This window comes from Pseudomonas sp. MS646 (assembly GCF_036693845.1).
GTDB classification, from domain to species: Bacteria; Pseudomonadota; Gammaproteobacteria; order Pseudomonadales; family Pseudomonadaceae; genus Aquipseudomonas; species Aquipseudomonas chlororaphis_E.
Map to the genome: position 1 here is coordinate 694,943 of NZ_CP144763.1, position 13,483 is coordinate 708,425.

A 13,483-nucleotide genomic window follows, 5' to 3' on the forward strand; every position below is an offset into this window, starting at 1 on the left:
GGCCGACACCCATGGGCTCAGTTACTCTTCACCGCATAGTCGGGCTTCTTGTCGTTGCCGGGGATGAACGGGCTCCACGGTTGGGCACGGATCGGGCCTTCGGTCTGCCAGACCACGTTGAACTGACCGTCGGCCTGGATCTCGCCGATCATCACCGGCTTGTGCAGGTGGTGGTTGGTCTTGTCCATGGTCAGGGTGTAGCCCGACGGGGCGGCGAAGGTCTGGCCGGCCAGGGCTTCACGCACTTTGTCGACATCGGTGGACTTGGCTTTTTCCACCGCTTGGGCCCACATGTGAATGCCGACGTAAGTGGCTTCCATCGGGTCGTTGGTCACCGCCTTGTCGGCGCCCGGCAGGTTCTTGGCCTTGGCGTAGGCTTTCCAGGCTTCGACGAATTTCTTGTTCGCCGGGTTATCCACGGATTCGAAGTAGTTCCACGCGGCCAGGTTGCCCACCAACGGCTTGGTGTCGATGCCGCGGAGTTCTTCCTCGCCCACCGAGAACGCCACGACCGGCACGTCGGTGGCTTTCAGGCCCTGGTTCGCCAGTTCCTTGTAGAAGGGCACGTTGGAGTCGCCATTGACCGTGGAGATGACGGCGGTCTTGCCGCCGGCCGAGAATTTCTTGATGTTGGCGACGATGGTCTGGTAGTCGCTGTGGCCGAACGGGGTGTAGACCTCTTCGATGTCCTTGTCCGCCACACCCTTGGAATGCAGGAACGCGCGCAGGATCTTGTTGGTGGTGCGCGGGTAGACGTAGTCGGTGCCCAACAGGAAGTAGCGCTTGGCGCTGCCGCCGTCTTCGCTCATCAGGTATTCCACGGCCGGAATCGCCTGCTGGTTTGGCGCGGCGCCGGTGTAGAACACGTTCGGCGACATCTCTTCGCCTTCGTACTGCACGGGGTAGAACAGCAGGCCGTTGAGCTCCTCGAACACCGGCAACACCGATTTGCGCGATACCGAGGTCCAGCAGCCGAACACCACGGCGACCTTGTCCTGGGTCAGCAACTGGCGGCCCTTTTCCGCGAACAGCGGCCAGTTCGACGCCGGGTCTACCACCACCGCCTCGAGCTTCTTGCCGTTGACTCCACCCTTGGCGTTGATCTCGTCGATGGTCATCAGGGCCATGTCCTTGAGGGACGTCTCGGAGATCGCCATGGTGCCGGACAGCGAATGCAGGATGCCGACCTTGATGGTCTCGGCGGCCTGGACGGTCCAGGCCATGCCCATAGCGGCAATGCTTGCCGAGAGTGTAAAAGCCTTGATCAAGCTACGACGCTTCATGGTGCGATCTCCGTGGACTTATGGATTTTCTTGGTTGGCAGATGCGGACGCTGAAGGTGCTTTTGCAAGGGGTGTGCCCGGTCGGGAAAAGGCTTGGGAATACGGGGCGGTGCAGAGGGAAAAATGAGCGGGCGCACCACGAATGAGCGCTGTGTGGACGCGGGTGCGATCAGATGCGCCACGTTGGGGCGAAGGATTGCAGCCTTTGTGGGAGCGAGCTTGCTCGCGATAGCGGAGTGTCAGTCACATCTCTGCTAGCTGATCCACCGCCATCGCGAGCAAGCTCGCTCCCACAGGTCACTGTGCAAGCCGGGGAAGGAGGAGGGTTCAGCGCCGGCGCATCAACCCAATGAAGAACAGCCCGCCGATGGCGGCGGTAGCGACGCCGATCGGCAGGTCCTCGGGCGCGATCAAGGTGCGGGCGGCCACGTCCACCCACACCAGGAACAGGCTACCCAGCAGCACGCAAGCGGGCAGCAGGCGACGATGCTCGGCGCCCACCAGGCGCCGGGCGATGTGCGGGACCATCAGCCCGACGAAGCCAATCGAACCGCTGATGGACACCAGCACCCCGGTCATCAGCGAGGCGATCAGGAAGATCCACAGTCGCACTTTCGCGGCGTTCAGGCCCAGGGTCACGGCGGTCTGTTCGCCGGCCATCAGGGCGTTCAGCGGTCGGGCCATGCCCAGCAGCAACACCAGCCCCAGCAGCACGCTGGCGGCCGGCACGGCGAGCAGTTCCCAGCGCGCCAGGCCCAGGCCGCCGAGCATCCAGAACATCACCGCGGAACTGGCGCGGTGGTCACCCAGAAACAGCAGCAGATTGGCCGCCGCCATCATCACGAAGGACACGGCCACGCCGCACAGCAGCAAGCGATCGCTTTCCAGGCGCCCCTGTCGGCTGGCGATCGCCAGCACCAGCAGCATGCTCAGCAACGCGCCGATGAACGCGGCAAGGGGCAAGGTCAACAGGCCGATGAGTTCACCGACATGCAGCACGACGATGACCGCCCCCAGGGTCGCCCCGGACGTGACCCCCAGCAGGTGCGGGTCGGCCAGCGGGTTGCGCGTGACCGCTTGCAGCACCGCGCCGATCAACGCCAGCCCCGCGCCCACCAGGGCACCGAGCAGCAGGCGCGGCACGCGGATCAGCCAGACGATGTGTTCCTGGCCAGCGGTCCAATGCACGCTGCCCACGCCAAAGACCTTGTTCAGCAGGATGTCCCAGACCACCGCCACGGGCACCCGCGCCGGGCCGAAGCCCAGGGACACCACGCACGACACCAGCAGCAGCGCGCCGAGGGCGATCAGTAGTGCGCCATAGCGACGGCTGTTCATTGGGCGTGAAAGCCCTGCGCCAGGGTCCGTACCGCCAGCACGTTATCGATGCCCGGCGTGGCCTGGACGTAGGGGATCACGATGAAGCGCCGCTGCTTGATGGCGTCCACCGATTGCAGGGCCGGGTGGTTCAGCAGGAACTGTTCCTTCTGCTGCGCGCTGACTTCGCCGTAGTCGACGATCACGATGACCTCGGGGTTGCGCTCGACCACGTTCTCCCAGTTCACCCGGGTCCAACTGGTCTCCAGGTCGTCGAGGATGTTGCGCCCGCCGGCCGCTTCGATCAGCGCCTGGGGCATGCCCAGGCGCCCGGAGGTCATGGCCCGGTCTTCGCCGCTGTCGTACAGGAACACACGGGGTTGCCGGGTGGGCAGGTGCTGGCGGATGTCGGCCACCTGGGCCTGCATCGAGGCGATCAATTGGTTGGCGCGATCCTGCACATCGAAGATCCTGCCCAGATTGCGCAGGTCGTTGTAGGTGTCGTCCAACGACGCGGCGGGGCGCTTCATCACGAACGCGCAGGACTCGGTCAGCTCGTACACGTTGATGCCCAGCGGTTGCAGCGTCTGCGGCGTCAGGTCGCCGCCCACGCGCATGCCGTAGTCCCAGCCGGCGAAAAAGAAATCCACGTCGGCATTGAGCAGGGTTTCCACCGACGGGTACTTGGCCGCCAGTTCCGGCAGGCCGTCGAGGATCTTCGCCATTTCGGGGGTCACCGACTTCCAGCCGCTGATACCGCTGTAGCCGACCATGCGGGGCTTGAGGCCCAGGGCGAGCATCATCTGGGTCATGTTGATGTCGTGGCTGACGGCATGCCGGGGGGCTTGGTCGAACACCACCTGGCGGTCGCAACTCTGGATCGTCAACGGGTAGTGGGTGGCGTCGGCCAGGGCCGGGGCGCTGCCCAGCAGCAGCGCGAGCAACAGCAGAAAACGCGAGGTCATGGTTGGGTTATCCAAGTGATTCGTGGGTAGCCGGACAAAGGGTGTTCGTCCACCAGGGCGTCGATGCCGAACACGTCGCGCAGTAGCTCCACGGTCAGCACTTGTGCGGGTGTGCCGCTGGCGACGACGCGACCGTGATCGATCACGTACAGCCGGTCGCAGAACGCGGCGGCCAGGTTCAGGTCATGGAGGCTGGCGAGGGTGCCGATGCCCAGCCCCTTGATCAGTTGCAGCAATTGCAGTTGGTAATGCGGGTCGAGGTGGTTGGTCGGCTCATCGAGGATCAGCAGTTGCGGCTGCTGGGCCAGGGCGCGGGCCAGGATCACCCGCTGCTTTTCACCGCCCGACAGCGTGGCGAATCCGTGGTCCTCGAAGCCTTCGAGCCCCGCCGAGGCCAGCGCGGCGAGGACCAGGCGTCGATCCTCCTGGCTGTCGCCGTCGAACAGGCCCTTGTGGGGCATGCGGCCCATGGCGACGACTTCCGCCACGCTCAGGCCGAAGGCGTCGGGAAACTCTTGCAGCACCACGGCGATGCGTTGGGCGCACCAGCGTGAGGATTGCTGCCAGACGTTGTGATGCGCCAGCGTGACCTCGCCGTGTTCCGGCCGACTGAAGCGATACGCGCAGCGCAGCAGGCTGGTCTTGCCGCTGCCGTTGGGCCCGATCAAGCCGACGAACTCCCCGGCCGCCACGTGCAACGTGACGTCACGCAGCTGGAACTGGTGATGGCAGTGGCCATGGCCCAGGGGCGTCCAGGCGAGGTGGGAGAGGGTCAGCGAGGTCATTTGTTCACTCGAAGTTTTGGGGGCGACACCGTTCCATTGTGGGAGCGAGCTTGCTCGCGAAGACGTCGGTACATTCAACATTGATATGACAGACACAAAGCCTTCGCGAGCAAGCCCGCTCCCACAGTTGACCTGTGTTCAGCTTGGACAGGCGGCGCGATTGTAGAGGTTTCGCGCCGCCTTCCGTTAACGCGGTGTCTTCAACTTGAAGATGAAGCCACCTCAGCCCGGCGATTGGCGCGCACCACCAGCCGATCCAGCAGCCACACCACCACCAGCGAGGCGCCCACCAGCGGAAACACCACCGCCAGGGCGAGCATGATGAAGACCCCGGTCTTCCAGGTCGGCAGCTCGTGACGCAAGGGCGGCACGCCGAACTTGCCCTGTGGCCGGCGCTTCCACCAGATCACCAGGCCACTGACGGCACTGAGCAGGATCATCAGGCAAATCAGCAGCACGAGGATCTGGTTCACCGGGCCGAACATCTTGCCCTCGTGCAGCATCACGCCGGTCTCGGTGGCGCGGGCGACCACGCTGTAGTGGGCCCAGCGCACATCGGCCAAGACCTTGCCGGTGTATTGGTCGACATGCAGCGTCGCGTCGTTGCGCGGGTCATCGGCGAACACGGCGATGGTGAACACGCCGGTCGATGTGGTCGGCAGGGTGATGCTGTAGCCCGGTTCCACGTTGCGCTCGCGGGCGATGTCCTGCACCGCTTGCAGGCTGACGGTCGGTGCGGCGGGGCCTTCGTGGGCGCCGCCGTGGTTCATGTGTTCGGCGTGGTCGCCGGACATCGGCATCGGGGTGTTTTCCATGGCCCAGGGCACGGTCTGGCGGTGGGCGTTGTTGAGGCTGCCCGCCTCGACGTCGGACTTGGGGACGTCGTTCCACATCGCCGCCGGGAAGCGGTTCCAGAGATCGGCGTATTGCTTGCCCCAGAAGCCGGTCCAGGTCATGCCGCTGAGCAGCATCACCAACAGCAAGGCCGCGCCCCAGAAACCGATGACCACATGCAGGTCGCGCCAGAACAAGCGGCCGCGGGCGTTCCAGCGAGGCCACAGCACGCCGGCCGACGACTGCCCGCGCGGCCACCACAGGAACAAGCCCGAGACCACCAGCACCACCCCCCAGCCGGCGGCCATTTCCACCAGACGGTCACCGACGGTGCCGATCAGCAACTCGCCGTGAATGGCCCGCGCCATGGCCTGCAGGTTGTTCTTGGCATCCTGTTCGCCGAGGACGTCGCCATGGTAAGGGTCGATGAACACGTTCAGTTCGCGGCCCTTGTCGATCACCACGAATTGCGCGCTGCGCTCGGCGTTGATCGGTGGCAGGTACTGTTTGACCTGGCCCTCGGGGTAGGCCTGGCGAACCTGCTTGAGCAGGTCATCCGCCGCCAGGGTGTGGTGTCCGGCCGGCACGTTCAACAGGCTGCCGTACATCAGTGGATCGAGTTGTGGCTTGAACAGGTAAATGATGCCGGTCAGGGCCAGCATCACCATGAACGGCGCCACGAACAGCCCGGCATAGAAATGCCAGCGCCAGGCCAGGTTGTAGAAATTCGGTTTCGGTTGGCTCATGAAAAAGCGCTCCGCGGGGCAAATTGGATTGTTATGTTGGGCGGTCAGTCAAGGTGGAAACGAACCCCGTGGGAGCGAGCTTGCTCGCGATTAGCAATGGTTCAGCTTGCATCGATGTTGGATGTACCTTCGCTATCGCGAGCAAGCTCGCTCCCACAGTGGTGTCCTTGCTGACAGATCTCCGGTGCTGGTTAGAAACTCATATCCACCTTGGTCCAGAGCGTGCGCCCCGGTTCGTTGATGGCTTGCGGGTCGCTGGCCGGGTAGCCGAACCCGGCGTTGCCGGCCAGGTTCAGGTGCTCGGCATAGGCTTTGCCGAACAGGTTGTCGACGCCGCTGCTGACCTTCCAGTGTTGATTGATGCGATAGGCGCCGTTGAGGGAGAAGACCCCGAACCCTGAGCTGGTGCCGTAGTCCTTGCCCACCACGTTGCCCTTGTTCTCATCAACCCGGTGCTGCGCCGCCACCACGCGCCACAGCGCACCGGCGCTCCAGCGGTCGGCGCTGTAGGTCAGGCCCAGGCGGGCATCCAACGGCGGCATTTGCGCCAAGGCACTGCCGTCGCTGCTGTTCTTGCCCCAGGCGTAGGCCAGCGTCGCATCGGCCTTCCAGCGCTCGGTCAACTGATAGGCCGCGCCGAGCTCACCGCCCATGATCCGCGCGTCGATGTTCTCGGCCCGGGAGGTGCTGCCCATCATGCCGGGCGTGTAGTCGAACAGGATGTAGTCGCGCACCTGCCCGACATACGCCGAGGCCCAGGCTTCGAGGGTCTCGGTCTTGTATTGCAGGCCGACATCCAGTTGGGTGGTCTTCTCCGGCTTGATCGCGTCGAAGGCGTTGCGTGAACCGCTGGGGCCGGCGTTCGCCGAGAACAGCTCCCAGTAGTCCGGGAAACGCTGTGCATGCCCCAGGCCGGCGTAAACCGTCGTCGGGCTGTCCGCCAGGTCGTGCTCGTAGCGGACGAAGCCGCTGGGCAGGGTGTCGGAGCGGGTGTCGTCGGCGGTGGGATTGGGCCGGGCCATCATGCCGGAGCCGATGCTCTGCCGGTAATCCTTGGCCGAGGCCCGGTCAAGGCGGGCGCCGGTGACCAACCTGTCGCGGTCGGCGGCGTACCAGGTCAGCTCGCTGAACGCGCCGTAGTTGTGGAAGTCGGCATCCTTGGTGCGTGGTAGCTCTTTGTAGGTGTCGACGCCCATGCTGCTGCGTTGGCGATGTTCGTTGACCTGGGCGTCGAGGCCGCTGATCAGTTGCACATCGGCCCAGCGCCAGGTGGCCTTGATGCGCGCGCCGAGGGTGCGCCGGTCGACGTTGGAGGCCATGGGCCCGGCCATCATCCCGGTGCCGGACGGCGTGCGCAGCGTGTAGTTGTCCATCACATGGTCGGCGTAGTTGTAGTAGACCTGGGCCTCGACCTTGTCCAGCACCTCGCCCAGGTTCGAGCGTTCGAAACGCAGCCCGAGGCTTTCGCGCTTGAACTGCGAGCCATCCATGCCGCGCCCGGCGTAGCGCGCTTCGCCGTCGCCCTTGCCGGCGGTCAGCTCCAGCAGGGTATCGGCGTCGGGTGTCCAGCCCAGGGTGACGTCGCCGTTCCACTTGTCGTAGCGCGACGGCACCGTGTCGTTGTTGCCATCGCGGTAGTCGTCCGAATGGGCGGTGTTGCCGATCACCCGTACGTAGCCCAGCGACCCGCCCGCCGCGGCGTCCAGCACTTTGTCGAAGCGACCGTTGGAACCGGCCAGCACGCTGGCGTTGACCCGGGTGCCCAGTTCGCCGAACTGCTCCGGCTCGCGGTCGAACAGGATGGTCCCGGCGGACGAACCAGGGCCCCAGAGCACCGTCTGCGGGCCCTTGATCACTGTGAGCTTGTCGTAGGTTTCCGGCGAGATGTAGGACGTCGGCGCGTCCATCCGACCGGGGCAGGCCCCCAGCAGCATGCTGCCGTTGGTGAGGATATTCAGCCGTGAGCCGAACATGCCGCGCAACACTGGGTCACCGTTGGTGCCGCCGTTGCGCACCAGAGCGAAGCCGGGAATGGTCTTGAGGTAGTCACCGCCGTCGCTGGCCGGTACGGGCTGGCGTGGGTCCTTGGGGTTGGTGACGACGGTCAGGGGTGAGCTGGGCGCAATGGCGGTGATGACCGTCGGGCTCAGTTCTTCAACCTGGCCTTGATGATGATCGTGCTCATCGGCCAGGGCGTGAGGGGTCAGTAGCAAGCCGCACAGGGCGGCGACTGTGGAGGGTAAACGAACCCGTGGCTCATTCGGGGGGCAGTTGGCCTGGGCGGAGCCCAAAGCGATGCCGGCAGAAAACCTGGACATGATGATTCCATCGAACAGACGTAGACGACACGGTCGGGTGGCCTGTGGCTCTTGTGCGACCGGTTGGTGAGGTGTCGGGCTTACGCTGCGAGGGGTGGTGCGCGGGTGCGAGCACCCGGGAAGAACGACGGCCGGGCATGGCCCAGGCGGGGGGACGGGCTGGTGAAGGTCAGGGCCGGCGGCGTGTCGAAGACGCTGAAACCGTGGCCGCCAGGCAGCGCCGGGCAGTTGGACAGCAGGTTGCAATAGCCGCATTTCTCCCACAGCGCGTGATGCTCGCTTTGCGGCGGGCAGTGTTCGGCGGCGGGGGCTTCATGCCCGGCGTGGGCGCTCGCCGACATCTCCATGTCCATGGTCATGCTCATGGCCATGGACGAAGGCATGCGCTGATCCATCGGCATCGACTGGGAAACCAGTGGACCGATAAAGATCATCAGCATGGCGAACAGGCTGATCCAGCTGCCGCGTGTCAGGCTCATGGGCTGACGACGGGGCATGTGATGCCTGGCGCGGGACAAGGGCATGGGCGGTGCGATCAGTGCGTGTGGGCTTCGGTTTTAGTCCCGTCCGGGGCTTTCTTCTGCACCGCCACGTCGACCGTGACATCCCCGGCTTTCTCGAAATGCAGGGTCATGGCAAAGCGTTTGCCGTCAGTCAGCAGGCTGCGGTCCTTCAGGTCCAGCAGCATCACGTGATAAGCCATCGGGGCGAACGTGACGGTCGCGCCAGGGGCAATCGTGACAGTGGGCACCGGTTGCATCTTCATCAGGTCGTCTTGCTTCACATGCTCGTGAAGTTCTGCCTTGCCGGCGATCGGCGAGTCGACGCCCAGCAGGGTGTCCGCGCTTGCGCCTGCGTTGTGGATCACGAAATACGCGGCCACGGTCGGCGCGTTGGGCGGCAGTTCCTGGGACCAGGGGTGGGCGATCTCGAGTTCGCCAGCCTTGTATTGATGAGCCTGGGCAAGGCCAACGGGAAGCAGCAGGGCAGCCAGCAGGATAAGACGGTTCAACATGGTGATTCTCCGGAATGATTCAGGACACGGTGTTGTCGTGCACAGCCATCACACCAGGGGTGAAGCGCGGGGGTTGAGGTTCGGCCATTGCTGGCGCGGCGTGGGGCTGTCGAGCGGGCGTTGGGAGGCGGTGCGGTGGGCCGGTTGCGCGTCCAGGTACAACTGCGGGACATGCCCGCTCAGAGCCGTCAGGACCGTCGAACCTGCGCAGCACCAGCAATGCTGCATGGTGGAGTGATCATCGTTGCGGGGTGTGCCCTGTTCAAGCTTGCCCAGGGAAATCGCCATCATCTTCGTGCCGCTGGAGGAGCAGAAGCTGCCCCACAACAGTTGCTCGACCGGGGCCTCCGCTTTCGCCCCCGCATTGCCGGAAAGCGGCATGGCAAGCATGTTGAACAGCACTGCGAAGCAGGCGATCCAGGCAAATGCAAGCCGTTGTCGGGACATGGGCGAATCCGCTCGGTTGGGCGATCAGGTGGCGGTATTTAGCCTGATCGGGGGGGATAAGTAAAAAAGCCATGTGCGGTGTAGGGTCGCAGGGTTTGCATTAACAGTAGCAATAGTTTTGTAAGTGCATGCTGTTGTGGCGAGGGAGCTTGCTCCCGCTGGGGCGCGAAGCGGCCCTGAAATTGAACACCGCGGTCTATCAGGAAAAGAACGTTCGCCTGCTTGGGGCTGCTGCGCAGCCCAGCGGGAGCAAGCTCCCTCGCCACAGGGTTCAGATAGCAATGAAGACATTGCGAAGGATCATCCTCGCCATCTCCTGCTCTCCGTTCAAAAATAGAGTAGCGGCTTCATCCAGCAGAATTTTCGCGAACTCCGGATCACACTTGGCGCGACAATTGTGTGTTTATAGTCCGACCAAATGCCGCAGCCCCTGCAGCACCTGATCTGCCGTCTCGAACACTCGATCCACCTCCGGCAACACAGGCCGCTTCAACACCAGCACCGGCACTCCACGCTCGCGCGCCACTTCCAGCTTGGGTTCGGTGGCGGTGCTGCCGCTGTTCTTGCTGACCAGTACATCAATCTGCCGTCGCTCGAACAGTTCGCGCTCGCCTTGAATGTGGAACGGCCCGCGGGCGCCGATGACTTCGCAGCGTTCGTTGCCGGGGTACATGTCCAGGGCGCGCAGGGTCCAGAATTGTCCGGGGGGAATTTCGTGCAGATGTTGCAGCGGTTCGCGGCCGAGGGTGAACAGCGGGCGCAGGAAGGGTTGCAGGGCCTGGGTCAGTTCGGCCCAGTCGGCCACTTCGCGCCAGTCATCGCCGGCCTGGGGTTGCCAGGCCGGACGGCGCAGGGCCCAGCACGCAATGGCGCAGGTGCGTGCCGCCTGGGCGGCGTTGTGGCTGATTTGCGCGGCGTAGGGGTGCGTCGCATCCAGCAACAGGTCGATACCTTGCTCGCGGATGAATTGCGCCAGGCCTTGCGCACCGCCGTAGCCGCCGACACGTACCTGGCACGCCAGGTCGGTGGGCACGCGACCCACGCCCGCCAGGCTGTAGATGTGGGACGGGCCGAGGGTGCGAGCGATCGCCAGGGCTTCGGTGACGCCGCCCAGCAGCAGGATGCGTTTCATGTAAAGGCTCCGGCGTGGCCGACGATCCCGCCCTGGCGATCGATGGCAAAGACTTCGACTTGAACCTGCGCCGGCACCACGCTGCGGGCGAAGGCCAGGGCGTGTTCGCACACGGCGTCGCCGAGGGCGATGCCGGCCGCGCTGGCCATCGCCAGGGCTTGCTGGCTGGTGTTGGCGGCACGGATGCCCTGCTGCAAGGCCTCGTCGGCACCGATCGCCGCGGCCCAACCGGCCAGTTGCGGCAGGTCGATGCTCGAATGACGGCTGTGCAGGTCCATGTGGCCGGCGGCGAGCTTGCTGATTTTGCCAAAGCCGCCGCAGAGGCTGAGCCTGTCCACCGGGACCTTGCGCACGTGCTTGAGCACCGCGCCGACGAAATCGCCCATTTCGATCAGGGCGATTTCCGGCAACTGGTAGACCCGGCGCATGGTGTCTTCGCTGGCATTGCCGGTGCAGGCGGCGATGTGCAGGTAGCCGTTGGTCTTCGCCACGTCGATGCCCTGGTGGATCGAGGCGATGTAGGCCGCGCAGGAGAACGGCCGGACGATGCCGCTGGTGCCGAGGATCGACAGGCCGCCCAGGATCCCCAGCCGCGGGTTCATGGTTTTCAGCGCCAGGGCTTCACCGCCCTCGACATTGACCGTGACTTCGAAACCGGCGGTGTAGCCGGTCTCTTCGGCCAGTCGGCCGAGGTGATCGCTGATCATTTTGCGCGGCACCGGGTTGATCGCCGGCTCCCCGACGGCCAGCACCAGCCCCGGCCGCGTCACGGTGCCGACGCCGCGGCCGGCGATGAAACGTACACCGGGCTCGGCGATCAAGCGCACCTGGGAAAACAATAGGGCGCCGTGGGTCACGTCCGGGTCATCGCCGGCGTCCTTGATCGTCCCGGCTTCGGCGCCTTGTTCGGTCAGCCGGCAGAACTCCAGGCGCATCTGCACCTGCTTGCCTTTGGGCAGTACGATGTCCACGGCATCGGCTTCGGTGCCGCGCAGCAGTAATCGAGCGGCCGCCAGGCTGGTGGCCGTGGCGCAACTGCCGGTGGTCAGGCCGCTGCGCAGGGGCGCGGGTTGTTCGGCGGTTTCGTCACGCATCGAGGGGTTTCGTCAGGTCCAGCAAGGTAATCGGCAACGCCTGGCGCCAGGTGTCGAACTCGCCCAGTGGTTGGGCCTGGGCGATGTGGAGCCGGGTCAGTTCGCCGCCGTGGCGTTCACGAAAGTCCATGAGGGTCATCTCGCTTTGCAGCGTCACGGCGTTCGCCACGAGCCGACCGCCGGGCTTGAGTTGCGCCCAGCAGGCATCGAGCACGCCTTCGCGGGTGACACCGCCGCCGATGAACACCGCGTCCGGGCGCTCCAGTCCTTCCAGCGCTTGCGGGGCCCGGCCGCGGATCAGGTGCAGGCCCGGCACGCCGAGGCGGTCGCGGTTGCGTTCGATCAAGCCTTGGCGGCCTTCGTCGGCTTCAATCGCCAGGGCCCGACAGCTGGGGTGGGCGCGCATCCATTCGATACCGATGGAACCGCTGCCGGCGCCGACATCCCAGAGCAACTCACCCGGCGTGGGGGCCAGGCGTGCCAGGGTCACGGCGCGCACATCACGCTTGGTCAACTGGCCGTCGTGCTCGAAGGCGCTGTCCGGCAACCCGGCCAGGCGCGACAGGCGCAACGCCGACGGCTCTGCCTGGCATTCGAGGGCGATCAGGTTGAGGTCTGCAACCGCCGCGTCGGGCCATTGCTCGGCAGTGGCGTCGATGCGGCGTTCCGCCGTGCCGCCGAGGTGTTCCAGCACGCTCATGCGGCTGGCGCCGAACCCACGTTCGCGCAGCAAGGCCGCCACGGCGGCGGGGCTGTGGCGGTCATTGCTCAGCAGCAGCAGCCTGACGCCGGTGGACAGGTGCGCATTGAGCGCCGCCAGGGGCCGCGCCACCAGCGACAGGGTGACCACCTCTTGCAGCGGCCAACCCATGCGCGCCGCCGCCAGTGAGCAGGAAGACGGTGCCGGGATGATCAGCATCTGATCCCCCGGGACCTGCCTGGACAGGCTGGCGCCGACGCCATAGAACATGGGGTCGCCACTGGCGAGCACGCACACCGGCTCGCCCCGTCGCGCCAGCAGTGGGTCCAGGGAAAACGGGTTGGGCCACGATGCCCGTTCGCCGCGGATGCACACCGGCAACAGCGCCAGCTGGCGAGGGCTGCCGACAATGTGCGAAGCCCGCAGCAGCGCATGGCGAGCCGTGCGGCCCAGGCCCTTGAAGCCGTCTTCACCGATGCCCACTACGGTCAGCCAGGGGGTCATCTCTGTTCCTCGAATCAGGTGGATGGGGTCGGCGAAGTCTCGCCCCCGCAAACCGGGCCGCCATCATACCGCGCGCCCTGATCAGCATGCGAACCCGTGGGAGCAAGGCTTGCCATCCGACATCAGCGTCTCAGCCAGCCCGCCTTCGCGAGCAAGCTCGCTCCCACACGGGATCTGTGGTGGGCATACATCTCGAGTCTGCCAAATAACACTGTGGGGGTGCGCTTGCCCGCGAAGGCGGAGGGTCAGTCAACCTCTTCATCGACTGACCCACCCTCTTCGCGAGCAAGCTCGCTCCCACAGGGGATCTGTGGCGGACACACACATATCGAGCCTGCCAAAT

The 13,483-nt window shown here is 65.2% G+C and carries 12 protein-coding genes and 1 pseudogene; all 13 read right to left on the reverse strand.

The annotated features are described in order from the left end of the window. Nucleotides 1–17: 17 nt before the first annotated feature. The gene (gene urtA, locus V3H56_RS03000) at nucleotides 18–1,283 is read right to left on the reverse strand and encodes an urea ABC transporter substrate-binding protein (RefSeq protein ID WP_042730017.1); all 1,266 of its coding nucleotides are present in this window, start codon (nucleotides 1,281–1,283) and stop codon (nucleotides 18–20) included. Between the two features lie 327 nt (nucleotides 1,284–1,610). After that, nucleotides 1,611–2,621: an iron ABC transporter permease gene (locus tag V3H56_RS03005; protein WP_123579459.1), complete on the reverse strand. Its 1,011-nt coding sequence runs from the start codon at nucleotides 2,619–2,621 to the stop codon at nucleotides 1,611–1,613. Beyond that, a complete protein-coding gene (locus tag V3H56_RS03010; protein ID WP_047736030.1) occupies nucleotides 2,618–3,565 on the reverse strand; it encodes an ABC transporter substrate-binding protein in 948 nt (315 codons plus the stop codon). The genes V3H56_RS03005 and V3H56_RS03010 overlap by 4 nt, the downstream gene beginning before the upstream one ends. Beyond that, on the reverse strand, nucleotides 3,562–4,350 hold the full coding sequence (locus V3H56_RS03015) for an ABC transporter ATP-binding protein (RefSeq protein ID WP_123579461.1): 789 nt from the start codon (nucleotides 4,348–4,350) through the stop codon (nucleotides 3,562–3,564). The genes V3H56_RS03010 and V3H56_RS03015 overlap by 4 nt, the downstream gene beginning before the upstream one ends. A 200-nt stretch (nucleotides 4,351–4,550) precedes the next feature. Beyond that, nucleotides 4,551–5,930, reverse strand: coding sequence for a PepSY domain-containing protein (locus tag V3H56_RS03020; RefSeq protein WP_042730021.1), 1,380 nt, complete (start codon nucleotides 5,928–5,930; stop codon nucleotides 4,551–4,553). 191 nt (nucleotides 5,931–6,121) lie between these two features. Continuing rightward, the gene (locus V3H56_RS03025; RefSeq protein WP_338474197.1) at nucleotides 6,122–8,248 is read right to left on the reverse strand and encodes a TonB-dependent copper receptor; all 2,127 of its coding nucleotides are present in this window, start codon (nucleotides 8,246–8,248) and stop codon (nucleotides 6,122–6,124) included. Between the two features lie 80 nt (nucleotides 8,249–8,328). Further along, nucleotides 8,329–8,727 carry a DUF2946 domain-containing protein gene (locus V3H56_RS03030; protein ID WP_338474769.1) on the reverse strand — a complete coding sequence of 133 codons (399 nt, stop codon included), beginning with the start codon at nucleotides 8,725–8,727 and terminating at the stop codon, nucleotides 8,329–8,331. Between the two features lie 56 nt (nucleotides 8,728–8,783). After that, a complete protein-coding gene (locus V3H56_RS03035) occupies nucleotides 8,784–9,263 on the reverse strand; it encodes a copper chaperone PCu(A)C (RefSeq protein WP_338474198.1) in 480 nt (159 codons plus the stop codon). Nucleotides 9,264–9,311: 48 nt separating this feature from the next. Then, entirely contained in the window at nucleotides 9,312–9,710 is a 399-nt protein-coding gene (locus V3H56_RS03040; RefSeq protein ID WP_123579462.1) for a DUF2946 domain-containing protein, read from the reverse strand. A 292-nt stretch (nucleotides 9,711–10,002) separates the two neighbouring features. Next, a pseudogene (locus tag V3H56_RS03045) lies at nucleotides 10,003–10,130 on the reverse strand (addiction module antidote protein); the annotation flags it as partial. After that, on the reverse strand, nucleotides 10,114–10,842 hold the full coding sequence (locus tag V3H56_RS03050) for a cobalt-precorrin-6A reductase (RefSeq protein ID WP_042730470.1): 729 nt from the start codon (nucleotides 10,840–10,842) through the stop codon (nucleotides 10,114–10,116). The pseudogene V3H56_RS03045 and the gene V3H56_RS03050, both read right to left, overlap by 17 nt. Beyond that, complete coding sequence (locus V3H56_RS03055) at nucleotides 10,839–11,936, reverse strand: cobalt-precorrin-5B (C(1))-methyltransferase (RefSeq protein WP_042730471.1); 1,098 nt, start codon at nucleotides 11,934–11,936, stop codon at nucleotides 10,839–10,841. The genes V3H56_RS03050 and V3H56_RS03055 overlap by 4 nt, the downstream gene beginning before the upstream one ends. Beyond that, a complete protein-coding gene (cbiE, locus tag V3H56_RS03060) occupies nucleotides 11,929–13,140 on the reverse strand; it encodes a precorrin-6y C5,15-methyltransferase (decarboxylating) subunit CbiE (RefSeq protein WP_338474199.1) in 1,212 nt (403 codons plus the stop codon). Before cbiE ends, V3H56_RS03055 begins: the two co-directional genes overlap by 8 nt. Between the last annotated feature and the right edge of the window lie 343 nt (nucleotides 13,141–13,483).

Bases quoted from the DNA above. Each gene is read 5' to 3' on its own strand.
- V3H56_RS03015 (WP_123579461.1), bottom strand. From the start codon at position 4,350: ATGACCTCGCTGACCCTCTCCCACCTCGCCTGGACGCCCCTGGGCCAT.
- cbiE (WP_338474199.1), bottom strand. From the start codon at position 13,140: ATGACCCCCTGGCTGACCGTAGTGGGCATCGGTGAAGACGGCTTCAAG.
- V3H56_RS03055 (WP_042730471.1), bottom strand. From the start codon at position 11,936: ATGCGTGACGAAACCGCCGAACAACCCGCGCCCCTGCGCAGCGGCCTG.
- urtA (WP_042730017.1), bottom strand. From the start codon at position 1,283: ATGAAGCGTCGTAGCTTGATCAAGGCTTTTACACTCTCGGCAAGCATT.
- V3H56_RS03005 (WP_123579459.1), bottom strand. From the start codon at position 2,621: ATGAACAGCCGTCGCTATGGCGCACTACTGATCGCCCTCGGCGCGCTG.
- V3H56_RS03020 (WP_042730021.1), bottom strand. From the start codon at position 5,930: ATGAGCCAACCGAAACCGAATTTCTACAACCTGGCCTGGCGCTGGCAT.
- V3H56_RS03030 (WP_338474769.1), bottom strand. From the start codon at position 8,727: ATGAGCCTGACACGCGGCAGCTGGATCAGCCTGTTCGCCATGCTGATG.
- V3H56_RS03010 (WP_047736030.1), bottom strand. From the start codon at position 3,565: ATGACCTCGCGTTTTCTGCTGTTGCTCGCGCTGCTGCTGGGCAGCGCC.
- V3H56_RS03025 (WP_338474197.1), bottom strand. From the start codon at position 8,248: ATGTCCAGGTTTTCTGCCGGCATCGCTTTGGGCTCCGCCCAGGCCAAC.
- V3H56_RS03035 (WP_338474198.1), bottom strand. From the start codon at position 9,263: ATGTTGAACCGTCTTATCCTGCTGGCTGCCCTGCTGCTTCCCGTTGGC.
- V3H56_RS03040 (WP_123579462.1), bottom strand. From the start codon at position 9,710: ATGTCCCGACAACGGCTTGCATTTGCCTGGATCGCCTGCTTCGCAGTG.
- V3H56_RS03050 (WP_042730470.1), bottom strand. From the start codon at position 10,842: ATGAAACGCATCCTGCTGCTGGGCGGCGTCACCGAAGCCCTGGCGATC.